This window comes from Prevotella sp. P5-108 (assembly GCF_002251385.1).
Lineage (GTDB): Bacteria > Bacteroidota > Bacteroidia > Bacteroidales > Bacteroidaceae > Prevotella.
This window is the reverse complement of the sequence record NZ_NPJJ01000008.1, coordinates 59,183-83,227: the sequence shown is the minus strand read 5'-3', so window position 1 is coordinate 83,227 and position 24,045 is coordinate 59,183. Positions and strand designations below refer to the sequence as shown.

Below are 24,045 nucleotides of genomic sequence, written 5' to 3'. Positions count from 1 at the left end.
TTACTTATTTGAGCAGATGATACATTCCGCCGGCGAGTGACCTTACCACGCCCTTCATCTCGAGCGTGAAGAGCAGTGCCGAGAGGCGCGATATGGGTATGCCGGTCTTGACGGTGAGCAGGTTGACCTGCAGGTCGTTGGTGGCGCTGAGCACGTCGACGACGGTCTGCTCCTCTGCCGAGAGGTCGGGAAACAGCTGCCGCTCAATGCCCATGCGCGTGGCTTCAAGCAGCCGGTGGTCGTTCCAGTTGACGGCATTGACGAAGTCCTCGGCCGAGGTAATGAGTCCGGCGCCGTTGTCGCGTATCAGGTTGTTGCATCCGCGACATTCCTCGACATCCACCGGGCCGGGGAAGGCAAACACGTCGCGGCCGTAGTTCTGGGCGATGTCGCAGGTGATGAGTCCGCCGCCCTTGGCAGCGCTCTGGATGAGCAGGGTGGCGTCGGCCATACCCGCCACGATGCGGTTGCGCCTTACGAAGTTCATCTTGTCGGCACGCGTCTGGGTCATAAACTCGGTGACGAGTCCGCCCTGGTGCAGCATCTGCACCGCAGTGTCGCGGTGGGCGGTGGGGTAGAGGTCGTCGAGCCCGTGTGCCAGCACGCCCACAGTCTCAAAGCCCTGCTGGAGCGCCTGGCGGTGGGCACAGATATCTACGCCGTAAGCCAATCCGCTCACGATGAGCACGCGCGGACACAGTTGGCGCAGGTCGGCGACAAAGCGGCGTATGATGTCCTGTCCGTAGACCGTGCAGCGGCGCGTGCCCACGATGTTGATGACGCGCTGCTGGTTGAGGTCGGCATTGCCCTTGTAGTAGAGCACCAGCGGTGCGTCGGGGCAGTCGTTGAGTCGCTGCGGATAGTCGCTGCTGCCATAGCAGAGCACCCTTACACCATGCTCCACGGCCCACGCATACTCTACCTCGGCACGATGGGCGGCGTCGCCGCTGTTGCGGAAAGCCTCTACCAGCCTGGGCGAGGCGTCGGGCACCAGTTGGCGTATATCGGCGCTATGCTCCATGATGGCCGTGGCAGACCCTGCCCGGCGCAGGAGGTCGAGCATGCCCGCCATGTTGTAGAAACCTATGCGGGTGAGGGTGATGGCGTGGATGACGTCTTGCTCGTGGCTCATGGGTGCGTGCTGTCGTTGAGATAGGGGGCAAAAGCCTTGTCGTACTCGTCGCTTGTGCCCAAGCGGCCGTTGATGAGCACCGCCAGTTCGACGGTGGCGCGGAAGCAGAGGCGCTCGTCGCTGGCGCGGAAGATGTCGTGGTCGAACACCCAGCGTATGCCTTCCTTGTGCAAGGCCAACCGGGAGATGAGCACGTCGTCGCATCTGAGCGGCTGCTTGTACTGCAGGTTCATGCGCGCCACTACGGCGTCGATGCCGCGGCTGTGCATCTCGGCGAAACTCAGCCCCGTGTGCTTCAGGAAGAGGTGGCGGGTGTGCTCGGTATAGTGCAGATAGTTGGCATTGTTGACGATGCCCTGGATGTCGCACTCGTAGTCTCTCACTTCCATGCGGGTCTCAAAGATATACTTCTTTATCATTGTCTTATGGGTTGTATGCTGTTTATCTATAATGGTGACGGTGTCGGGGGCGGTTTCGGCCCATTTCATCGGGCTTTCAGATACTCGTAGCCGAAGCGGCAGCGCAGACAGTCGCGGCGGTCGCAGTAGGCCGACTTCAACTGGATGAGCGCCTGGGAGTCGCCGGCATTCTCGACCTCCAGTCCGCACTCGCGCCAGAGCCTCACGATGTGGTTGTTTTCGGCGCGGGCCTGTTCGAGCAGACTGAAGGCGCGGTCGCAGAGCGCCTCGTTGCCCTTGTAGCGCCCGTAGGCGAAGAGCAGGGGTATGACGGTGTTGATGATGAGCAGATTGATGGAGAAGGGCGACATCTGCTTATCGTTGCTCTCGGCTTCGGAGCCGAAGGTGTAATGGGTCTTCCAGTAGGGGGTGACCGATGTGTGCAGCGCCTCGGCCAAGTGGGCGACGGTGGTACACTCGAGTATGCGGCTCAGCCCTGCCTGGCGCGAGAAGTAGAGCTGCGCCAGCTGCGAGATGCGTATGTGGGGGAAGTTCTGTGGTCGCAGCCGCAGAAACTTCCATAGATGGTGGTCCATAGGCGTAAGGCCGAACTTGTGGGCGAGGTAGCGGTACTCGCTGCGCAGTCGGCAGCAGTAGTCGTCGTGGTTGGCGCTGTCGCGATAACGCTCCGGGACGGCTTCAGGGGCGAGCAGCCCGGCTTGGCCCATAAACATGGCTTCTACTTGGAAAAGGTCGTCGCGATGGTGGGCCACATCGTTCAGCGGGATGTGGTATGCCCAGGTCTCAAAGGCGTCGCCATTGACGCCGAAACCGTAGTTGCGCGCCAGCGTGACGAAGTAGGCTGCTTCCCACGAGCCGTTGCATCGCTTCAGCCGTTGTCCTATGGCTTCGGTCTTCTGTTCCAGCCGCTCGGTCTGCAGTGCGCTCATCCAGCTATGTACGGTGAGGCGGCTCAGCGACGGAATGATGTGGTAACAGGGAGGGTATTTGTCGGTGGCGGCGAGCTCGGTATAGCGCATACTGATATCCTGGGGCACGCTGAGCTGGAGCTGGGGCGGGCGTTCTCCGCTCTCGGTCACCACGTCGGTGTCTACCGTCTCGGCTATATGCAGTATCACGTTGTTGTATCGTGCATCGCGCTGATGGCCATGCTGATACCAGTCGGAAGAACGGGTATGGATTTCGATGTTGCCCACCCACAGGGTGCCGTCGATGCGTATCTTGGCGTTGAAGAAGTCGGGTCCGGCATTGTTGTTGTGCAGTCCCGGGTCTATCACCTCGACCTCCAGCCCGTCGGTGGTGGAGAGATGGCCTAACGGAAACATCTTGTGTTTCCATACATAGTGCAGCAGTTGTTCCATTGGCGTGAGCAAAATACTTATCGTGCAAAAATACGATTTTTTTCGCAAACGCCCGTTGGATGTGGATGAAAATATGCTGTGCGCCATCAAACTAATCACTTTTCGCCGCCCCGTCGGCTGCGTCGGGAGGGGTGGGGGCGTGTCATGGCGGCGCCCCTTGGCGGTAGCGGAGCGGTCGGCAGGGCGGCCGTCGCTACGGCAGTTTCGGCCTCTGCGTCCTCTTAAATCACGTTAACAGCAGCCCTCTATATATATAATAAGGTAAAAATGCTGCTGTGGGAGGTAAAAAATCGTGATCAATGGCGGATTATCCCAAATTTTATGTTTAACTTTGCCCTTGATGCCCACAAGCCATCGCACGCAAAGCGCGGTGACGGGCGGGACAAACAGAACAAACAGCAAGCAAGATATGAAAATAGCACTTATCGGCTACGGTAAGATGGGGCACATGATAGAAGAGATTGCCCGTCAACGCGGCCACGAGATTGTAAGTATTATCGATGTCAATAACCAAGACGATTTCGACTCGCCTGAGTTCGCTTCGGCCGACGTGGCCATCGAGTTCACCAATCCTACTGCCGCCTATGGCAACTACCTCAAGGCGTTCAGCCATGGCGTGAAGGTGGTGAGCGGCTCTACAGGCTGGATGAAAGACCATAAGGACGATGTGGTCAACCTGACCAAGGACGGCGCCAACACCCTCTTCTGGGCTTCCAACTTCAGCATCGGCGTGGCCATCTTCTCGGCCGTCAACCGCTATCTGGCCAAGATTATGAACCAGTTTGACGAGTACAATGTGTGCATGCAGGAAACCCACCACGTGCACAAACTCGACGCCCCCAGCGGCACCGCCATCACTCTGGCAGAGGACATCATCGACAACATAGACCGCAAGAAGGACTGGAAACGCGGTGTGACCTACTGGACCGAGGACGGCCACCAGGACGAAGGTGACGGCAACATCACCGACGAGGACCTGGTAATCAACTGCGTGCGCGACGGCGAGGTGCCCGGCATCCATACCGTCATCTACGACTCTGAGGCCGACATGATAAGCATCGAGCACAACGCCCACTCGCGCAAGGGCTTTGCCCTCGGTGCCGTGCTGGCTGCCGAGTTTACCGCCCAGCACAGCGGACTGCTCACTACTTCAGACCTCTTCAAATTCTAAACGACTATGATAGACAAGACAAAAGCCAAACTCAATATGAAAGTGCAGTGGACCAAGTTTCTGGTTGTACTGGCACTGTATCTTCTCTTTCTCGTATGGGTGAAATCGTGGCTCGGCCTGGTGGTTGTGCCCTTCATCTTTGATGTGTATATCACCAAGAAGATACGCTGGCAGTGGTGGCGTGATGCCGAGGCTCCTGTGAGGTTTGTGATGAGTTGGGTCGACGCCCTCGTGTTTGCACTGGTGGCTGTCTACTTCATCAACCTCTTCTTCTTCCAGAACTATGTCATCCCCTCTTCTTCGCTTGAGAAGAGTCTGCTCACGGGCGACTATCTCTTTGTGAGCAAGGTGAGCTATGGCCCCCGCATCCCGCAGACCCCGCTCACCATGCCTCTCACCCAGCACACGCTGCCCGTAATCAATACCAACAGCTACATCTCCTGGCCCCACTGGGACTATCGCCGCGTGAAGGGCTTGGGCCATGTAGAGCTCAATGACATTGTGGTGTTCAACTATCCTGCCGGCGACAGCATCCTCACCGAAGAGCGCTATTCCACCCAGTACTACTCTATGGTCTACGGCTTCGGTGCCAACCTCTATGAGCAGAAGTATGGTGCCACGCCCGATGTGAGCAGCATGAACCCTATGGAGCAGCGCCGCTACTATGGTGAAATCTACGGGCTGGGCCGCCACTATCTGGCCAGCATGCCCACGGATTTTGGCGACATCAGCAGCCGTCCTACCGACCGTCGTGAGAACTATGTGAAGCGCTGTGTGGGATTGCCCGGACAGACCCTCCAAATCAAGAACCATATCGTCTATCTCGATGGCAAGGCCAACAAGGAGCCCGACAATGTGCAGTATGCCTATGCGGTAGACCTGAAGCCGGGCAAGGAAATCCCCGACGAGATGCTGCAGCAGCTGGGTATCTCTATGGAAGACCTGCTGTCGCTTAACCAGAACGGATATATGCCTCTCACGGCCCGTGCCGTCAAGGCGCTGCGTGAGCGCAAGGATCTGGTAGACTCCGTGGTGTTCTACAACGACCCCTCGACCTTCGAACTCTATCCCAAGAACGCCTACACCGGATGGACCCGCGACAACTATGGTCCCGTGTGGATTCCCAAGAAGGGCGCGAGCATCCAGCTGACCCTGAAGAATCTGCCCATCTATGAGCGCTGCATCAAGGTGTATGAAGACAACGACCTGCGCGTCGACGACCGTGGCCGCATCTTTATCAACGGCAAGCAGGCCAAGAGCTACACCTTCAAGATGGACTACTACTGGATGATGGGCGACAACCGTCACAACTCGGAAGACTCGCGCTACTGGGGATTTGTGCCCGAAGACCACGTGGTGGGCAAGCCCATCTTTATCTGGTGGAGCTCTGACCCCGACCGTAAGGGCTTCGGCGGCATACGATGGAGCCGTCTGTTCCGTTGGGTAGATAACATCAAGTAAGTAGGACTATGAGCGGCACTGTCAAAACCCTATTGATTGTGGCAGCGGCAGCAGTGCTGCTCTTCCTGTTTCGTGTGTCTGTATGTACCATCTACACCATCCCCGACAACACGCTCGCCCCTGCCGTGAAGCAGGGCGACAGGGTGCTGGTAAATCGCTGGAGCTATGGACTGCGTGTGGGTGGCAACGACTGGATAAGCTACTGCCGTATAGCCCGTAAAACGGTAGAAAAGGGCGATTTCATCGCTTTCGATGCGCCTGTCTCTTCTGCTGCAAAGAGGGCTGTAATGATGGGTAGAGTAGTGGCTGTGCCCGGCGATACGGTCAAGATTGACGGCCAGATGTATGTCATCCCGCGTGGATGCCAGGTGTGTACCTGTGGCTGCATGTCGTCGTGCATCGTCAACCCCAACCAGCATGGCGGCGATATGCTCGTCGCCGAGAGCGACATCATCGGCAGAGCCACCTCGGTCATCTACAATTTCAACAATTATTATTTCGACAACTCTCGATGGTTTCTCCCGATACGCTGACACCAGCCCTTCTTTCCACCACTTATTTCGGTCCGATACAATGGTATCAGAAACTCCACCGGCATAAGCCCTGTCTGATAGAGCGGCATGAGAGTTTCATCAAGCAGACCTACCGCAACCGCATGGTCATCGCCACGGCCAATGGCGCGCAGACGCTCTCTATCCCCGTGACCCACGACGACTCGATGCTTATCACCGATATCCGTATCTCTGACCACGCCAACTGGCGGCATGTGCACTGGAACGCCCTCGCTTCGGCCTACGGCGAGAGTGCCTTCTTTGAGTATTATCAGGATGACATCCGTCCCTTCTTCGAGCAGAAGTGGGAGTTTCTGTATGACTTCAACGAGGCCATCATGTACAAGATGATAGAGCTGCTCGACCTGCGTGTGGATGTGGGTGCCACCGAGAGTTATATCAAAACAGAAACTCACGATAATGCCGATGCTATCGGTGATTATCGTGAGTCTATACGTCCGAAGAAGCCGCTGCCTGATGCGGCTTTCTGTCCTCAGCGTTATTATCAGGTCTATGCCCAGCGGCATGGATTCATTCCTAATCTGAGCATCCTCGACCTCCTCTTCAACCAGGGCAACGAGTCGATACTCTATCTCTGATACCTTATTTATATATAAGCGTGGTGAGCTGCGTAGGGTCAAAGACCGTCTGCGCCACCTGCTGTATGTCGGCGGCGGTAACGCTGTCGATTTGGGCAAACAGCCGCTCGGTGTCCTTCTCCCAACCATAATGGAGGAAGCTCTTGGCAAAATCGAGGGCAAAGTTCTCCCTGTTGTCGCAGGCAATACCTATCTGCCCCTTCAACTGGCGCTTGGCGTTGGCGAGCTGGGTCTCGGTGAGGCTGTGGTCGCACACGCGGTTGAGCTCGCTCCTCACCAGGCGCATACAGCGCTTCACTTCGTGAGGGTCGCAGCCGAAATAGGTGGCCCACATGCCTGTGTCGCCATAGCAGACCATCGAACTCTCCACGGTGTAGACCAGTCCGTTGCGCTCGCGCAATGCCATGTTCAGGCGGGCGTTCATGCCCGGTCCACCCAGGATGTTGTTGAGCACAAAGAGCGCTATGCGTCTCGGGTCGTGGATGTCGAAGGTGCGGTTGCCCATCATCACGTGGGCCTGGTGGGTATGACGCTCGCTCACGATGGTCTGACCCGTAAGCGGCTGCATGAATGGCGATGGAATGGGCGAAAATGGCTTGCGCTGGGCACCCTCGGCAGCCACCGTGCAGTCCATAGCCTTACACAGCATACGGGTGAGTCGGCCGAAGTCGATGTCGCCGTAAGCGAAGAAGATGGCGCGGTCGGCACGGTAATGCTCGCGCGTGAAGCGGAGCGCATCGGCGGTGGTGAAGCGCCTCACCCTGTCGGCATTGCCCAGGATGTTGTGGCCCACGGGATGCCCGGCGAAGACCAGGTTCTCAAACTCGTCGTAGATGAGCTCGGCGGGACTGTCGTGATAACTCTCTATCTCGTCACAGATAATCTCCACCTCCTTGTCTATCTCGTGCTGGGGATAGACCGAATGGAAAACCATGTCGGAGAGCAAGTCCACCGCCCGCGCAAGATGGTCGTTCATCACGGCGGCATAGAAGAAAGTGTCTTCCTTATTGGTAAATGCGTTGAGGTCGCCGCCCACGCGCTCAAGAGCGTTGATGATGTGGCACGCCTTGCGCCGCTCAGTGCCCTTGAAGGTGACGTGCTCGCAGAAATGGGCGATTCCTTCGTCATCTTTGGCTTCGTGGCGCGAGCCTGCAGCCACGCCATATCCGCAGAAAACTACCCTTGACGCCGAGGGGCGGTGTATCACCCTCAGACCATTCGACAGAGTGCATGAGTTATATTCCATAATTATGTGCAAAATTACGGAAATTTGCTTTGATAATTGCGTAAAAATATAGATATTTGCATCTAAAATAACTGATATGCGCAAAGTAATAGGAATAGGCGAGACTGTGCTCGACATCATATTCAAGGACAACCAACCTGTGGGCGCTGTGCCTGGAGGTTCGGTCTTCAATGCCATGATTTCCCTTGGCCGTTGTGGCGTGGCTTCCACGATGCTTACCGATGCCGGCCGCGACCGTATCGGCGACCAGGTGGTAAGTTTTCTCAGTGACAATGGCGTCTGCGCCGACTATGTGCAGCGCTTTGCCCATGGCCAGTCGCCCGTGTCGCTTGCCTTTCTCGATGAGGCTAACAATGCCCAGTACATGTTTTATCGCGACAGTCACGTAGACCGCCAGGACATCAATATCCCTGACCTCCACGCCGACGACATCGTGCTCATAGGCAGCTACTATGCCCTCGACCCCGCCGTGCGCCAGCAGGTGGTAGCCCTGCTTGACCAGGCGCGCGCTGCCGGTGCCATCATCTATTACGACATCAACTTCCGTCCTTCCCATCGCACCGATGTGATGAAGGTCACGCCCAATCTGCTCGACAACCTTGACTATGCCGACATTGTGCGTGGCAGTATCGACGACTTCGAGGTGCTCTACCGCAAGCAGGACCCTGAGGCCATCTACAAAGCCGAAATCTCGTTCTACTGCAAGCGCTTCATCTGCACCCGAGGCGCTCAGCCCGCCGTGGTGCTGGCCGACGGTGGCGTGGTGGGCGAATACCCTGTCGACACCACCGACACAGTGAGTACCATAGGTGCCGGCGACAACTTCAACGCCGGTTTCATCTACGGTCTGCTGCGCCAGGGCATCACCCGAGACCATCTCGACCGCGGGCTTACGCAGCAGCAGTGGGACGGACTCATCGCCGACGCGCTGGCGTTTGCCGCCGAGAGTTGCAAGAGTATCTACAACTATATCTCAGTCGATTTCGGCAACAACAAGCAATTACCAAATCATATTTAATATGAACATTATTAATAATAACATTTACTATGTAGGAGTTAACGACCGCAACAAGTCGCTCTTCGAAGGACTGTGGCCGCTCCCATATGGAGTCTCTTACAATTCTTACCTCATCGACGACGACAAAGTGTGTCTCATCGATACCGTGGAGGTCGATTTCTTTGCCCGATATATCAGCAATATCCGCGAAGTCATCGGCAGTCGCCCCGTCGATTATCTCGTCATCAACCACATGGAACCCGACCACAGCGGGTCTATCGCCCTGCTGCGCCAGTATTATCCCGATATGCAGGTGATAGGCAACAAGAAGGCCATCGGTATGCTCGAGGGCTTCTATGGTGTCACCGATAACTGTGTAGAGGTGAAAAACGCCGAATCCATCGCTCTCGGCAAGCACAACCTTACCTTCCACCTCACCCCCATGGTTCACTGGCCCGAGACCATGATGACCTACGAGTCTGCCACCCAAACCCTCTTCAGCGGAGATGCCTTTGGCTGCTTCGGAGCCCTCAACGGAGGTGTCATCGATGACGCCATCAACACCGACTGGTGCTGGGACGAGATGACCCGTTACTACTCCAACATCGTGGGTAAGTATGGCATCCCTGTGCAGAACGCCCTGAAGAAGCTCGCCGGTCTGCCGCTCGCCTACATTTGTTCCACTCACGGCCCGGTTTGGCACAGCTACATCGACAAGGTCGTGGGCATGTACGACAGCATGAGCCGCTACGCCACAGTGCCTGGCCTGGTCATCTGTTATGGCACCATGTACGGCAACACCGAGCGCATGGCCGAGGTCATAGCCGAGGCAGCCTCCAAAGCCGGCCTCAAGGACATTCTGCTTTACAATGTCTCCAAGACCCATCACAGCTACATCCTGCGGGATATCTTCAAGTATCGCGGACTCATCGTCGGTGCGCCCACCTATAACGCCGGACTCTACCACGAGATGGATGTGCTGCTGGCAGAGATTGCCAACCGCGACGTCAAGGACCGCCTCTTCGGGTGGTTTGGCAGCTACGCCTGGGCAGGTAAGGCCGTGCAGAAGATTACTGAGTGGAACGATACCCGACTTCACTTCGAGGCCGTCGGCACTCCCGTTGAGATGAAGCAGTCTCTCAATGCCGAGACTCAGGCTCAGTGCGAGGCGCTGGGAAGAGCCATGGCCGAAAAACTCCTTGCCGATGAGTAATCCCCGCACGCTGAAAGACTGGTTTATAGCGCTCCGCCCCTGGTCTTTTTCCACCTCTGCCATTCCCGTGATAGCGACGTTGGCTTTTGTGTGCTTTGCCTCTCATCACGACATTGACTTGGGGCCTTCAACCTCTGCTCCCGACTACGCCAACGGTTTCCTCAGCCTGCTGATGATTATGCTGCTCCATGGCGGAGGCAACCTCGTGAGCGACTATTACGACCATGTGCGTCGCGTAGACCTCCCCGGCTGCCCCAATGGTGTCCATTGGATATCGTCGGGCGTGTTCCGTCCGCGCGAGATATTGGTCTATGGCCTTCTGCTCCTTGCCATAGGTGCTGCCGTGGGCGTGCTTATCCTCTTCCGTTCAGACATTGAGGTGCTGTGGATAGGCGTCCTTGCGGTGGCGTTGCCCTTGGGTTATCCCTGGCTCAAGGCCCATGCCCTCGGCGATGTCGATATCCTGCTCTGCTTTGCCGTCCTGCCCGCGCTGGGTACCTGCTTTGTCATGACAGGCGTCTACTATCTCCCCGTGATTTTCCTCAGTCTTCCCTACGGACTCCTCACGGTGTCTATCCTCCATGCCAACAATACCCGAGACCGTGCCAACGACCGCCGGGCCGGACTCCTTACCCTTCCGCTCATCCTCGGGTGGCAGGCGTCGCGCCGCCTCTATGTGGCCTATCTTGTCGTGCCCTATCTGTTGGTACTCTTTGTCATGGCATTTTATTTCGGCTACTCTGCCACCATCCTCTGTCTGCTCCTTGTGCTGCTCACGCTGCCCGTTGCCGTGCGCAACATCAGGGCGATGATGACCGCAGAGACCGAGGACAAGCAAGACATCGGTGCGCTCGACCAGATGTCGGCGCAGCTGCAGCTCGTCTTCGGACTCTCTTACTCCCTTGGATTTGCTTTGGCCTCTTTTGTATAAAAACATGGACAATATGACGATGGAATCGGCAAAAATCAACGACTCTCGGGTCTGGATAGCGGTGGCTGTGGCCGCTGTGCTATGGTTTGTGATGTTCTCGCCCTGGACGGCTCCGATGGTCAACTTCTGGTATGCCATGACCGCTTCGGCTGTCATCCTTGTCACCCTCTCCACCTGTTTCTGTCGCCAGTGGCTTGCCGACATCCGCCCCACCGCCAGCCAGCTGGCCCTGGGGTTGGTCATCGCCCTGGTGCTGTGGTGCGTGTTCTGGGTGGGCGACAAGGTGTCGCAGTTGCTGTTCAGCTTTGCCCGCCCCCAAGTCGACATGATTTATGGCATGAAGAGCGGCACAGCCTCTGCCCTCATCGGCGTGCTGCTCCTGCTTGTCATCGGCCCTGCCGAGGAGATTTTCTGGCGCGGCTATGTGCAGCGCTGCCTCTCCCAGCGCTGGAATGTCAATGTGGGGTTTGTCGTCACGCTTGCCCTCTATACGTTGATACATGTGTGGTCTTTCAATTTCATGCTGCTCATGGCTGCGCTGATGGTAGGAGCCTTCTGGGGACTTCTCTACCGTCTGCGCCCGCAGTGGCTTACCGCCCTTGTCATCTCCCACGCCGTGTGGGACGCCTGCGCCTTTGTGTTTTTCCCTTTCTGAATGTTTTTCCTCAACCGTCTGACCTATGAAGAGATTTAAGTTTGGACTCCTGCCACGCATCCTGGTGGCCATCGTCTTTGGTATCGTTGTCGGCAACTGGCTGCCTCTGCCCCTAACCCGTGTGTTCATCACGTTCAATAGCATCTTCGGCCAGTTTCTGGGTTTCATGATACCCCTCATCATCGTCGGACTGGTCACCCCCGCCATCGGCGATATCGGTCGCGGAGCCGGACGGCTGCTGGTCGTCACCGTGCTCATAGCCTATCTCGATACCGTCTTTGCCGGGCTCCTCTCCTTTGGCACCGGCTCCTGGCTCTTCCCCGACATGATAGGCAGTGTCACCTCTGCCCAGGTCGAGAAGGCCACCGCCATCGAGCCCTATTTCACCATCTCCGTGCCGCCGCTCATTGATGTGATGAGTGGTCTGCTCTTCTCCTTCGTCGTGGGCTTGTGCATCGCCTATGCCCAGCTGCCCACGCTCAAGGGGCTCTTTGCCGACTTCAAGGCAGTCATCGCCACCACCATCTCCAAGGCCATCATCCCCCTGCTGCCCATCTACATCTTCGGCATCTTCCTCAATATGACGCGGTCTGGCCAGGCTTACCATATCCTTGCCGTCTTTGCCCGTATCATCGTGGTCATCTTCATCCTCCACCTTTTCATCCTGCTCTACGAGTTTGTCGCTGCCGGCATCATTGCCCGCCGCAATCCCTTCAGACTCCTCTACAACATGCTGCCTGCCTATTTCACTGCCCTCGGCACCTCGTCGTCGGCAGCCACCATACCCGTGACCCTCAAGCAGACCATGCGTAATGGCGTGAGCGAGAGCATCGCCGGATTTACCGTGCCCCTCTGCGCCACCATCCACATGTCGGGGTCTATGATGAAGATTACCTCGTGTGCGCTCGCCATCTGCCTCATGGAGGGCATGGGCCACGACACCCTCACCTTCATCAATTTTATCCTCATGCTCGGCATCATGATGGTGGCAGCGCCCGGAGTGCCCGGCGGAGCCATCATGGCAGCCCTGGCGCCCCTGGCGACTATCCTGGGCTTCAGCGACGAGCAGCAGGCGCTCATCATCGCCCTCTACATCGCGATGGACTCATTCGGCACCGCCTGCAACGTTACCGGCGACGGAGCCATCTCGGTGGTGGTCAACCGTCTCTTCAGCCGACACACAGCTTAGCGATGTCGTCCAGCGAGTGGGCCACGTCGATATAGTCGTGCCATGACCCGCGCACGAAGCCACGCTCCTGCATATCGTCGAGCAGTTCGATGAGTTTGCCCCAGAACCCCTTCAGGTCATAGACTATCACCCTCTTGTTGTGATAGCCTATCGTGTGGGCTGCCACCACGGTGAATATCTCGTCCAGGGTTCCCACGCCACCAGGCAGAGCCACGATGATGTCGCTCTGGGCCACCAGCAGGTCCTTGCGGTCGCTCAGATTGTCACAGGCAATCTCTACATCCAGGTCGGCAAACTTCTTGCCACCGCGTTCCACGAGCGTGGGCACCACACCTATCGTCATGCCACCATGGTCCTTCACCGCCTTGCCTATGCACTGCATCAGGCCGATGTTGCAGCCGCCGAATACCAGCGTATGCCCGTTGTCAGCCATCCACCGCCCCATCTCCTCAGTTGCCGTGAAGAAGTCGGGGTCTATGTTGTTGTTGGCCGAACAGAAAACTCCAATTTTCATAATGCTTTTTGTCGTTGTATATATTAATAGGTACAAAGTTACAACAAAAAGCAAACAATTTCCCATCCTTCTTGGGAAAACCGGGATAAGACTTCTTGCCTATTCCCATCCCGTCGTAATCAATAAGCAATATGCGCCGTAGACGGTACGCACCCCCGGCAACTCTGAACCTCGGGTTATCGGCGTGGCGCTATGTGTCGCGGAAAGATAAAGTGTGGAGATTGGCGAGGCATAATCATCAAGAGAGAACAAATGTCCATTCATATACGAATTCATTGACATTGTGTTCCTTCCCCTTGGGGAAGGCCAGGATGGGGCTTTCTTCCGGCAACTCTGTAGGAGTTGCGATTTCTCAGCCCAGGGTTGAGGTGCGCAGCGCCTCTACCCTGGGTATTGGTACAAAGAAGGATAGCAACTCTGTAGGAGTTGCGCTTAGCCGCAGGCGTTACCGCAGCAGGAACATCAGCGGGACAGCGGCAAATATTACAATCATTAATTCTAAACAAGGTGATACCAAAATACAAAAAGCCGTGGTGACAGCTGTCGGCTTCGCCTGGGTGTGCCTGTCGGTGACGCCCGTCAGAAAACGAGTTTTCCTCCTCATCGTCCCCACCATCCCCACCGTCATGCACGGCATGGCGACAGCAGCCGCGACGGTAAAAAAAGCGGCCCTTGGCCGTTCAAAAAGTCCGCCGTTGGCGGTACAAAAACAGCAGCTTGTCGACGACCCTCCCAACTCTCCCAAGGGGCGGGAGTTCATTGAAGGCCCCTCCCTTGCCCTCCCCAAGGGGTGGGATTTCATTCTTGCTGCGTTTGTGGAGGTTGTAGTAACACTCATTTCTCTTGGTGAAGGCTCGGCTGGGGTTTCCCTTGGCTGGCTCGTAACGTATGTCACGTGGTCTCGTATCAATTGTTACGTGCTCACGTGCCTTATGTCACGAGCCTTCGTGTCAAATGTTACGAGCCGGCGAGGGTGCCCTCGGGGTTGTAGAGATGCCCTTGCGTGATGCGCACCGTCCGTCAACGGCATCCACATCGGCCGCTATCGACATCCACACCGTACGGTATCGACATCGTTATTGGCCGATGCGCATAGCACGTGATGGTCGCGACGACAAGGAGGAAAACTCGTTTTCCGACGGGCGGTGACACCAGCTCCACCAAGGCGAAGCCGCCAGCAGATGCTGCGGTTTTTTGTGTTTTGTCGTTACCTTATTTAATATTAGGGGTTGTGGCATTTGCTATCGGCCTGCTGATTTTTCTGCTGCGGTAACGCCTTCGGCTAATCGCAACACTTACAGCGTTGCTACCCTTTTTTGTATCAATACCCAGGGTAGAGGTGCTTCGCCCCTCAACCCTGGGCTGTGAAATCGCAACTCCTACAGAGTTGCCGGAAGAAAGCCCCATCCTGGCCTTCCCCAAGGGGAAGGAACACACTGTCAATGGTTTCGAGGATGAATGGGCATTTGTCCTGTCTTGATGAATATGCCTTGATAATCGCCGCATTTTACTTTTCTGCCTCTTGCCTTTCCGCGCCGACGCACTGCGTTCCGTTACATCGCTGGGTCATAGAAAAGAGAATGGGCGCCATCTTGTTTGGCGCCCATTCGTTTCCCACGATGATAGTGGGTAGTGTTACGAGTCTATCTTTTGATTTGGTTGTTCACTCTCACCCTGCGATGAGCCGGAGAGGGCTTCCCCTTCGGCAGAGCTTGGATGAGGGCTGTCAGGAGTGAACTATCTCTGCTTCTTGGGTCGGCGTCTTGCCCATCCCTCTTCACTGAAGTCGGGCTCTTCGCCTTTTAGGTTTACCGCTTTGCCGTTGATGAGATTGCGCCAGTCGTCGCGTCCATGCTGCTGACGGTCTGTGCGGCGCTCGCGGTTGGGTCGGCGGTCGCCTCTCTCGTCTCTACGCTGTGTGCGACCCTCTGCGCGCGACCCGCGAGCTGCTCTGCCGTGTCCGGCTTCGTCGGCCTCGTTGCAGCGCACCTCACGACCCTTGTATACCGTGCCGTTGAGGGCGCGCATCACGCGCTGAGCATCGTCTTGTGGCACCTCGATATAGGCAAACTTGGAGAGCAGGTCTATGTGGCCCACCTCCTGTCGTCCACCCTTGACGTGGCGGTTGATGTACTGCATCACCTCGCCGGGGTAGAAGCCGTCGGCCTTGCCCAGATTGATGAAGAGACGGGTGTAGCCAGCCTCTGCCTTGCGCGGGCCACGCTGGCGGTCGCTCTGGCGGCCCTTGCTCCCAGCCTCTGCGCTACGGCGCTGGGTAGAGGGACGCTCTATCTCTGGTGCGTTCTTGTAGTACTCGAGGAAGCGGCCGAAGGTTACAGCCACCATCTTCTTGAGGATGTCCTCCTTGTCTATATACTCAAACTGTCGGTTTATCTCGTCCATATAGAGAGCTATCTGCTCTTCGTCCACATCGGTCTTCATGATGTCGTCCATCACCTTGTAGAGCTGCTTCTTGCATATTTCTTCGGCGGTGGGCAGGGTGCCGTCGACGAAGTCCTTGCCGATGACGCGCTCTATGTTGCGCACCTTAGACTTCTCTCGGGTGTGTATGATGGAAATCGAGGTACCCTTCTTTCCGGCTCGGCCTGTGCGTCCGCTGCGGTGGGTGTAGTTCTCTATATCGTCGGGGAGTCCATAGTTGATGACATGGGTGAGGTCGCTCACGTCGAGTCCTCGTGCAGCCACGTCGGTAGCCACGAGCAGCTGCACTGTGTGCTGGCGGAACTTCTGCATCGTCAGGTCGCGCTGCTGCTGCGAGAGGTCACCGTGCAGCGCTTCGGCGTTGTAGCCATCGCGTATGAGCTTGTCGGCTATCTCCTGTGTCTCGATCTTGGTGCGGCAGAAGATGATGGCGAAGATGCGTGGGTAGAAGTCTACCACGCGCTTGAGAGCCAGATACTTGTCCTTGGAGTGCACCATATAGTAGATATGGTTGACGTTTTCGGCACCCTCGTTGCGCGAGCCTACCACTATCTCTTTGTAGTCGTGCAGATAGTTGCGTGCTATGCGCTCTATCTCCTTGCTCATGGTGGCCGAGAAGAGCAGCGTGTTGCGGTCTTCGGGCACTCCCTCGAAGATGGCGTTGATGCTGTCGGTGAAACCCATATTGAGCATCTCGTCGGCCTCGTCGAGCACCACGTTGCGCACATGGTCGAGACGCGCCACGCCACGGTGCATCAGGTCGATGAGTCGTCCGGGGGTAGCCACGATAATCTGCACGCCATGGCGCAGGGTGCGTATCTGCGCCTCGATGGACGCGCCGCCATATACCGCCACGATATGCACTCCGGGCATATACTTGGCAAAGTCGTTGAGGTCGTCGGCTATCTGGAGGCACAGTTCACGCGTGGGGCTCAGGATGAGCGCCTGCGTTTCCTTGCTTGTAGGGTCGATGCGCTGGAGCACGGGAATACCGAAGGCAGCCGTCTTGCCGGTGCCGGTCTGTGCCAGGGCTATCACGTCGTTGCGGTTGCCCAAGAGATACGGGATTACTTCTTCCTGGACGGGCATGGGATGCTCAAATCCAAGTTCGCTGATGGCGCGGCGAATGTCCTCGCTCACGCCCAATTCTTCAAATGTCTTCAATGTTTTTTCCTATTAATGATGAATAATCATGGAAGGCGTCTCACCCTCCCAGCCATTAATAGGGTGTATGACCTTCATGTATATAAAACCCACAAGCAGCGCGCCCGCTGCAGTAAATTCGATGCAAAGGTACACAAAAATCAATGAATGACAATCGTTTTTGCGGGAAAAGTGATTGCCATGGCGCAATAGTTGGTCTATATCAAGTGTGGGGGTGGGGATTATTGTGGCAGGGGTAACGCCTTCGGCTAATCGCAACTCCTACAGAGTTGCTGGGAGGAAGCCCCATCCTGGCCTTCCCCAAGGGAGGGCACTGAAAAACTAAAACCCACTATCAAATTGAAAGTTGATGACGGAGAAATAGCTGTTTTACCCTTTATTATCTGTCTATTTTAGCCTTATTTTAGGCGATTTGCAGAAAGAGAAGTTACAAATCGTAAGCATTTTCCGTTTTGGTCATAAAAAAAGGGGACTTTTTCAGTGCCCTCCCAAGGGGAAGGCTGGGATGGGGCTTTGGATGGGGCTTTGGATGGGGCTTCTATGCCAATGCCTTGGTGTAGATGTCGTTGAGCACCAAACCACCGATGGTGAAGCCGAAGATGGCGGTGATGTGGACCATTGAGCCGTTGATTTGGGCCTTGCTGGCGTTCCAGTCGTGGTGGGCGAGCGTGGGGTCGCCGGGGGCGGGCTCTTGGGTGACGGGCATGGTGCCGGCGGCGACCTGATGGGCGCCCCGATTGTCGAGCACCTGCTCGCCGTAGACGCACATGAACTTGCGGGCGGGGCGGCAGTGCATGTGCTTGAACTTCTTGCGGAGGGCGGCGCCGAGCGGACAGCCGCGCACCTTCCAGAACTCAGCCACGCGTATGAGCGTGGGGTCCATCTTGAGGGCTGCGCCCATAGACGAGAACAGGGTGGCACGGGTCTCGCAGGCGCGGAGCATGAGCAGCGCCTTGTCCTTGAGGCTGTCTATGGCGTCGATGATGTAGTCGTAGGTGTCGAGGGCGAAATCGTCGGCGGTGTCGGCAGAATAAATCTTCTGCAGCGCCAGGATGTCGGCATCGGGACTGATTTCGAGCAGATGGCGGCGCAGCGCGTCGACCTTGACCTCGCCCACGGTGAGGGAGGTCGCCATGAGCTGGCGGTTGACATTGGAGGCGCAGATGCGGTCGGAGTCGACGATGGTGAGGTGGCGTATGCCCGAGCGTATGAGACACTCGGCTACCCAGCTGCCCACGCCTCCGACGCCGAAGATGATGACGCGGCGGCTGGCGATGGTCTGCATCACGTCGTCGCCCATGAGCAGTCGCGCACGGTCGAAGATAGGATTGTCTGTATACATGATGAATGGGTTGACAACGGTGGTGGGGCGGACGGCCTATCGTTCAGTCCGGGTGACCAGCCAGGCGCTGAGCAGCACGAGGATGAGCGCGACGGGCTTGTCCCATGTGAGGATGTCCTGGTGGATGAGTATGGCTACGACCGATGCCACGATGGGCTGGAGGTTGGTGTAGATGCTCACGCTGGTGGCTCGGATGTAGCGCATGGCGAAGGGTATGGCCACGTAGCCGGCTACGGTGGCGAAGACCACGATGAACGCCATCTCAGCCACACCGTCCCACTGCCAGGCGGCGGAGTAGAGCTTCTGGGTGTCGAGTTCGCCCCAGGCTATGGGCAGCACGGCTATCGACGAGGCAAGGAAAATCCACTTCATCTGGGTGACGGCAGAGTAGCGCGCGCTGACCTGACGGGTGATGAGCAGGTAGATGGCCCAGGTAATCAGGCTGAGCATACCGAAGCTGATGCCCAGGAGATCGTGGCGTCCGGTGCCTCCGTGCCAGTGGGTGAAAATCATGAGCAGGGCGCCCGCGGTGGCGAGGATGACGGCGATGCTGCGGGTGAAATTGATGCGCTCGCCGATGAAGAGAGCCGCCATGAGCATGGTGGCTACGGGGGTGAGGCTGGCGATGATAGAGAAATAGACGGGCGAGGTGAAGACCAGTGCCCAGGCTGCCAGCGTCTGTGAAATGACAAATCCTAACAGTCCGCCACAGCAGATTACGACGAGGTCGCGGCGCTCGACATGCTCGGAGGGCAGGAAGAGCGAGATGAGCCAGAATATGGCTGCGGCGCCCACGCAGCGCGTAAGCATATAGACCATGGGAGAAACCCACTCCTTGAGCAACAGAGCGGTGACGGGTACGCCAAATCCGAAGATGATATTGGCGGTCATGACGGCCATGTGGCCTTGTAACTTCTTGCTTTTCATATCGCAAAGGTACTGCAATTAGCCAGCACTGCAAAACAAAAGGGTGTGAAAAATACTGGCGTTAGCATTTTTTGTCATCATCGGCTGCCGGACAGCAGCAAAAAGAAGAGGCCGTGCAGCCGGTGGCGATAGTGCCAGGGTGCATAGCCTCTCCTTGGAGCGGACTGGGGCAGAGGGTCAGCGACGGCGGAAGAGCTGTCCCATATTGATGCCGATGCCGATGGACGAGGTGTATGCCTTCTTGCCCGTAGTGGTCTGGAAGAGGGGGAGGAGTCCTACGCGTCCGGTGATGGCGAGGGGTCCGAAGCAGACGACTGTCTCGAGGTTGAGGCCGAAGGGCTTGAGTCTGACATTGCGCTCGATGGGGTCGCCCATGTCTGCCGGTGTGAAGCGGTACTTGCCTCGGGTGCGCATGTCGGCAGAGATGCCTATGGCAATCTGCGACGCCATGTTGTCCGGGGCTATCTGCCACGACAGCATGAGTGGTATGCGCACGCCGCCATAGGAGAGCCTGTTGGTGGAAGCCGCCGAGGCTGCGGGGGTGAAGCTGACGTGGCTGCCCTCGCCCTGGAGCAGCGCGCCGGGCTGGAAGTGCATCCATGTGTAGTAGGTCTGGGCGCCCATGGAGAAGCCCAGCTGGCCCCATCGGCCACGGTCGGTGAGCGGCGTGATGCCCTCGAAGATGGTGACGCCCACCTCGGAAGATCCGGAGCCACGGGTGTGGAGTCCGGATGAACTGTTGGCGTCGGAACCTATCTTGCTGTTGGTCGATGTGTAGGCATACCACACTGTGGGGAGTATGGGCGCCAGGGCGGCGGCCCTGGTATAGGTCGAGGGGAGGAAGGGCGAGGTGACATAGACGCGCTCTACCTCCTGCTGGTTGGCGAAGACGGTCTCGCGGGTCTTCAGGAGCTGGTTGTCGGTGGAGTCGTAGACAGCCACGTGGGTCTCGCCCTTATGGGTGGTGACCACGATGCGCTGCTGGTTGACAATGATGGTGGTGTCTCTGCCGGTCTGGGCGGCTGCCATGAGCCATGCCAACGATGTGCATAGCAAAACGGATAATCTTTTCATATACCTTATTATATATAGTGGTTGTTTCAATGTTGTCGGTTATGGTAATAACGTATGAAAGTGGTGATTGTGACATGGGAAATGCAGATTTTTGGGCTGTTTATGGTTAAATATCATTAAAGGGTTATACAAAAGGTGCTTTTCTTGCGTCATATATGTAAGATTTAATAACTTTGTGGAATAATATCGTGATAATTAAGATGAACAGAAGTAAAACAACCGTGCTGACGCTCGCCCTTGGAGCCCTGTTGATGACAGGTTGTGTCAGCAAAAAGAATTTAGAGAGTTGTCAGGCAGAACTGAAGAACTGCCAGACAGAGAACAGAGAGTTGACCGGCAGCTACCAGAACACCAAGGAGCAGTTGGCCGCCGCCCAGGCTCGCGTGGCAAGTCTCAGCGACCAGCTGGCAGAGCAGCAGAAGGCCTACAAGGCTCTGCAGCAGAGTCTGGACAAGAGTCTGGCCAATACCAGTGCCAACAGCGTGAACATCTCTAAGTTGGTGGACCAGATCAATGAGAGCAACCAGTATATCCGTCACCTGGTAGAGGTGAAGAGCAAGAGCGACTCGCTCAATATGGTGCTCACCAACAATCTGACCCGCTCGCTGAGCAAGGAAGAGCTCAAGGAGGTGGATGTGCAGGTGCTCAAGGGAGTGGTATATATCTCGCTCGCCGACAATATGCTCTACAAGAGCGGTTCGTATGAAATCAGCGAGCGTGCCGAGGAGACTCTGAGCAAGATAGCTAAAATCATCATGGACTACAAGGACTATGACGTGCTGATCGAGGGTAACACCGACAACGTGCCTGTGAACACCAAGGCTGCTTCGATGAAGAACATCCGCAACAACTGGGACCTCTCTGCCCTTCGCGCATCATCAGTGGTACAGTATTTGCAGAACAGATTTGGTGTAGCGCCCAAGCGTCTTACTGCCGGTGGTCGTGGAGAGTATAACCCCGTGGCCAGCAATGACACCGAGGTGGGCAAGCAGCGCAACCGCCGCACCCAGATTATCATCACTCCGAAGCTCGACCAGTTTATGGACCTCATCGACAAGGCGCCTGAGAGCGAGAAGTAAGTCGGGAGAACATAGAAACATACAGGAAACTCACCCTAACCATCCCTGCGCGGATAGGTTAGGGTGAGTTTTTTTGTGGATGTTATTTTTTTATACGTATAATCAAATTGGAAAATCCGTAGATTTACCCTACCTTTGCACATGTATTCAAGAGGATACCCGCAGGACAGGTTCCTGCCGACGGACGATGTAAAGACGAACGAAAAGAAGAAAAGAGAATGACGGAAACTTTTATCAAAACAACTTAAATTAAACGTATTACTATGGGAAGAAAGTATTATCGTCGTCTGAATGACGACACCTGGTTCGAGTATGACATGTGGGAGAGCGGAATCGTAAATCCTGGCACGTACTATCCAATGCCTTTATGGTTGAAGATTTTCTTTTTTGTACCTCTGGGTGCTTGCGCAGCGGTCATCATATGGACTATCATAAAGGTGATGATTTATAGACCGTCAGTACCTTATTAATGGATGGGGTAACCCCAATGGGCTGCCTGTCTTACGGGGTAGGCAGCCATGGCCTTGTTGACCGCGACCTGCATAAGTATGAGCATGAAAAACACACAGCAACTCTATGTGATTACCTATGGGCAAAGGCTATAAGTAGCGCTTATAGACAGTTTGCCACAATTGAACTCTCTTTCTAATGCGATGGAAACACAAACGGTCAGGCATAAGAAGAACCCATCAACGAGATGTTGGTGGGCTCTCTGCTTGATGATGATTGCGATGGGGTAAGGTGCTGTAAGGCTGGGGGTGGTTGGTCTGCGGGTGGATGTAATGAGAAGGTGGTGCCAAGCGGTGATATTTGCCTTTCCACTTCTCACGGCGTCGCGCTGGTGACCTTCGGCTCTTAGTGGCTGCTGATTGTGTGGGTTCAATCATGTGTTTTTCTACTTTGATTGCGCCTATGAGAGTGATGGAATTGATACAAAAAGCCGTGGCGGAGGATGGCGGCTTCGCCTTGGCGGTGATGTCGGTGCCGACTGTCGGAAAACGGGTTTTCCTGCGTGTCGACGCCACCATCCCCACCGTCATGCGCGGCATGACGCCATCCGCCGCGACGGTAAAAAAAGCGGCCTTTGGCCGTTCAAAAAGTCCGGCTTTCGCCGGTAGAAAAACAGCTGCGGATAGAAGCCCCTCCCCAAACCCTCCTCAAGGTGCGGGAGCTCATTCCTGCTGTGTTTGAGGTGGTTATTCATTCGTTTCTTCCCTGTAGCAACAGCCATTTCCACACAGGGAGTACCTCAATGGTGCCATATTGGTCCTCAATGCTGTCGGACTCGTCATTTGTCAATATCAATCGACGCTTGCAAGACAATGCGCCAGGGATCTTTTTCAAGGCATTGACCTCGCGCTCATAGGTAGAGGTAGACTGGGTGATACTATACGAAACCTGGATGGCAGTGGCATCTTCGGGGATGTAGAAGTCGACCTCCACCTTGTCATTATAGAAGAACACTCGCTCGTTGTCGGCATCATGTCCGTACTTATGGAAAAGCGCCAGGGCAACGATGTTTTCAAGCAGCATGGTCTCTCCATCGAGCAAAAAGAGGTCAAGCACTCCGTTGTCGATGAAGTAGTACTTGCAGGACGTTTCTTTTTCTGTGAATGGTGCAGAAACATTTCGTAGGCGCAACAAGAGCCATGCGGCCTCGCTGTATTCGATATACTTGCTGACCGTAGGCATTGATATCCTTCCGCTTACGGTGGAAAGAACATTGGCCAGGCGATTGTATGACACGGGTTGGCCAACATTCTCAGCCAGTTTCTTGACCATGAGGCGCAAAAGGTTGGGGTTGGCTATCTTGTTACGGCTTGCAATATCACCGAGATATATTTTCTGGAACGTACTGCTAAGATAGTTGCGTTTCACGGTAAGTCCGACAGATTCGGGAAGTCCTCCCCATAAGAGATATTCATTCCACGCCCGGAGTATCTTTGCCCGCGACTCTGTAGCCATTTGTGATATCTTATCGTAAGGGATATCCTGTATTTTCAGAAGCTCCTGAAAGCTGTATGGATATACTTCCGTTGCCAAGTATCGACCTCCCAAGGTGGTCATAACCTCTGAAGATAACATCTTGGCATTGCTGCCGGTCAGCCATACGGCATACTTGGCATCTGCCAAACGGCGGGCAAACTTTTCCCAGCCTTCTATATTCTGGATTTCATCCAAGAAAAGCATTGGGCGTTGCCCATACATTTCTGCGTGTGCCTCCAATATCAGCTCGAAGTCGCTTCTATCGAACTGCGCAAGGCGGTCGTCTTCAAAGTTCAGGTAAAGCATTGTTGCCCAACTTTGTCCCGATGCCAGCGTCTGTTGCATCTTCTGGTACAGCATAAACGATTTTCCGGCACGGCGTACACCGACAAACACGCGACATGGGAAATCGTCGCCTGGCAATGTACGCGGAACTATCTTGTAGTTCTCAATGTCTTTTTGGTTGGATGCCAAAACCTGCTTAAGTATATCCTTATTTATCATAATGCCACTTTTTCAAATTGTCACTTTGAACTTTTGTGGCAAAGTTATAAATTATATTTTGAATTTTGCTCATTTCCTCCCGAAAAAG

At 55.7% G+C, this 24,045-nt stretch carries 22 protein-coding genes; 12 read left to right on the top strand and 10 right to left on the bottom strand.

Going from position 1 to position 24,045, the window contains the following annotated elements; translation table 11 throughout:
• Positions 1–4 precede the first annotated feature (4 nt).
• The 3 genes from dprA to CIK95_RS01385 all read right to left on the bottom strand — a co-directional run bounded on the left by dprA (position 5) and on the right by CIK95_RS01385 (position 2,912).
• Positions 5–1,132, bottom strand: a complete 1,128-nt coding sequence (dprA, locus tag CIK95_RS01395) for a DNA-processing protein DprA (RefSeq protein ID WP_094387327.1) — start codon at positions 1,130–1,132, stop codon at positions 5–7.
• Positions 1,129–1,548, bottom strand: a complete 420-nt coding sequence (locus CIK95_RS01390) for a thioesterase family protein (protein WP_094466096.1) — start codon at positions 1,546–1,548, stop codon at positions 1,129–1,131. The genes dprA and CIK95_RS01390 overlap by 4 nt, the downstream gene beginning before the upstream one ends.
• A gap of 68 nt (positions 1,549–1,616) precedes the next feature.
• A complete protein-coding gene (locus CIK95_RS01385) occupies positions 1,617–2,912 on the bottom strand; it encodes a DUF2851 family protein (protein WP_094466058.1) in 1,296 nt (431 codons plus the stop codon).
• A gap of 409 nt (positions 2,913–3,321) precedes the next feature.
• On the opposite strand from CIK95_RS01385, the gene dapB reads away from it, so the two are divergent.
• From dapB to CIK95_RS01365, 4 genes are read left to right on the top strand one after another with little or no spacing between them, the layout of a single operon-like run.
• On the top strand, positions 3,322–4,083 hold the full coding sequence (dapB, locus tag CIK95_RS01380; protein WP_094388855.1) for a 4-hydroxy-tetrahydrodipicolinate reductase: 762 nt from the start codon (positions 3,322–3,324) through the stop codon (positions 4,081–4,083).
• Between the two features lie 6 nt (positions 4,084–4,089).
• Complete coding sequence (gene lepB, locus CIK95_RS01375; RefSeq protein WP_094466057.1) at positions 4,090–5,544, top strand: signal peptidase I; 1,455 nt, start codon at positions 4,090–4,092, stop codon at positions 5,542–5,544.
• An 8-nt stretch (positions 5,545–5,552) separates the two neighbouring features.
• A complete protein-coding gene (lepB, locus tag CIK95_RS01370; protein WP_022309847.1) occupies positions 5,553–6,077 on the top strand; it encodes a signal peptidase I in 525 nt (174 codons plus the stop codon).
• Complete coding sequence (locus CIK95_RS01365) at positions 6,056–6,694, top strand: WbqC family protein (protein WP_094421626.1); 639 nt, start codon at positions 6,056–6,058, stop codon at positions 6,692–6,694. The genes lepB (CIK95_RS01370) and CIK95_RS01365 overlap by 22 nt, the downstream gene beginning before the upstream one ends.
• Before the next feature lie 4 nt (positions 6,695–6,698).
• Here the strand turns inward: CIK95_RS01365 and CIK95_RS01360 are convergent, their stop codons facing one another.
• Positions 6,699–7,940, bottom strand: a complete 1,242-nt coding sequence (locus CIK95_RS01360) for a pitrilysin family protein (protein ID WP_094466056.1) — start codon at positions 7,938–7,940, stop codon at positions 6,699–6,701.
• A gap of 76 nt (positions 7,941–8,016) precedes the next feature.
• Here CIK95_RS01360 and CIK95_RS01355 point away from each other — a divergent pair, with 76 nt between their 5' ends.
• From CIK95_RS01355 to CIK95_RS01335, 5 genes are read left to right on the top strand one after another with little or no spacing between them, the layout of a single operon-like run.
• A complete protein-coding gene (locus tag CIK95_RS01355; RefSeq protein WP_094466055.1) occupies positions 8,017–8,958 on the top strand; it encodes a carbohydrate kinase in 942 nt (313 codons plus the stop codon).
• Position 8,959: 1 nt separating this feature from the next.
• A complete protein-coding gene (locus CIK95_RS01350; RefSeq protein ID WP_094387333.1) occupies positions 8,960–10,150 on the top strand; it encodes an FprA family A-type flavoprotein in 1,191 nt (396 codons plus the stop codon).
• Complete coding sequence (locus CIK95_RS01345) at positions 10,143–11,081, top strand: prenyltransferase (protein WP_158215054.1); 939 nt, start codon at positions 10,143–10,145, stop codon at positions 11,079–11,081. Before CIK95_RS01350 ends, CIK95_RS01345 begins: the two co-directional genes overlap by 8 nt.
• A 4-nt stretch (positions 11,082–11,085) precedes the next feature.
• Positions 11,086–11,736, top strand: a complete 651-nt coding sequence (locus CIK95_RS01340; protein WP_254046384.1) for a CPBP family intramembrane glutamic endopeptidase — start codon at positions 11,086–11,088, stop codon at positions 11,734–11,736.
• A gap of 25 nt (positions 11,737–11,761) precedes the next feature.
• Entirely contained in the window at positions 11,762–12,925 is a 1,164-nt protein-coding gene (locus CIK95_RS01335) for a dicarboxylate/amino acid:cation symporter (RefSeq protein ID WP_022309840.1), read from the top strand.
• Here CIK95_RS01335 and CIK95_RS01330 read toward each other — a convergent pair.
• Positions 12,906–13,439, bottom strand: a complete 534-nt coding sequence (locus CIK95_RS01330; RefSeq protein WP_022309839.1) for a TIGR00730 family Rossman fold protein — start codon at positions 13,437–13,439, stop codon at positions 12,906–12,908. The genes CIK95_RS01335 and CIK95_RS01330 overlap by 20 nt on opposite strands.
• Before the next feature lie 954 nt (positions 13,440–14,393).
• Here CIK95_RS01330 and CIK95_RS12655 point away from each other — a divergent pair.
• Positions 14,394–14,588, top strand: coding sequence for a hypothetical protein (locus CIK95_RS12655; protein WP_144007674.1), 195 nt, complete (start codon positions 14,394–14,396; stop codon positions 14,586–14,588).
• 588 nt (positions 14,589–15,176) lie between these two features.
• Here CIK95_RS12655 and CIK95_RS01320 read toward each other — a convergent pair.
• The 4 genes from CIK95_RS01320 to CIK95_RS01305 all read right to left on the bottom strand — a co-directional run bounded on the left by CIK95_RS01320 (position 15,177) and on the right by CIK95_RS01305 (position 20,388).
• Entirely contained in the window at positions 15,177–17,045 is a 1,869-nt protein-coding gene (locus CIK95_RS01320) for a DEAD/DEAH box helicase (RefSeq protein WP_022310632.1), read from the bottom strand.
• 538 nt (positions 17,046–17,583) lie between these two features.
• Positions 17,584–18,387 (bottom strand): ThiF family adenylyltransferase, encoded by an 804-nt coding sequence (locus tag CIK95_RS01315; protein ID WP_094466052.1) that lies wholly within the window; start codon positions 18,385–18,387, stop codon positions 17,584–17,586.
• A 36-nt stretch (positions 18,388–18,423) separates the two neighbouring features.
• On the bottom strand, positions 18,424–19,314 hold the full coding sequence (locus CIK95_RS01310) for a DMT family transporter (RefSeq protein ID WP_094386694.1): 891 nt from the start codon (positions 19,312–19,314) through the stop codon (positions 18,424–18,426).
• A 177-nt stretch (positions 19,315–19,491) separates the two neighbouring features.
• Positions 19,492–20,388, bottom strand: coding sequence for a hypothetical protein (locus tag CIK95_RS01305; RefSeq protein WP_144007673.1), 897 nt, complete (start codon positions 20,386–20,388; stop codon positions 19,492–19,494).
• Between the two features lie 200 nt (positions 20,389–20,588).
• Between CIK95_RS01305 and CIK95_RS01300 the strand changes: the two genes are divergently transcribed.
• Positions 20,589–21,467 (top strand): OmpA family protein, encoded by an 879-nt coding sequence (locus CIK95_RS01300; protein WP_094466051.1) that lies wholly within the window; start codon positions 20,589–20,591, stop codon positions 21,465–21,467.
• Between the two features lie 912 nt (positions 21,468–22,379).
• Positions 22,380–22,658: a hypothetical protein gene (locus tag CIK95_RS01290; protein WP_094386690.1), complete on the top strand. Its 279-nt coding sequence runs from the start codon at positions 22,380–22,382 to the stop codon at positions 22,656–22,658.
• Positions 22,659–22,667: 9 nt separating this feature from the next.
• On the opposite strand, the gene CIK95_RS01285 is transcribed toward CIK95_RS01290, so the two are convergent.
• Positions 22,668–23,957: an ATP-binding protein gene (locus tag CIK95_RS01285; protein ID WP_022310314.1), complete on the bottom strand. Its 1,290-nt coding sequence runs from the start codon at positions 23,955–23,957 to the stop codon at positions 22,668–22,670.
• Between the last annotated feature and the right edge of the window lie 88 nt (positions 23,958–24,045).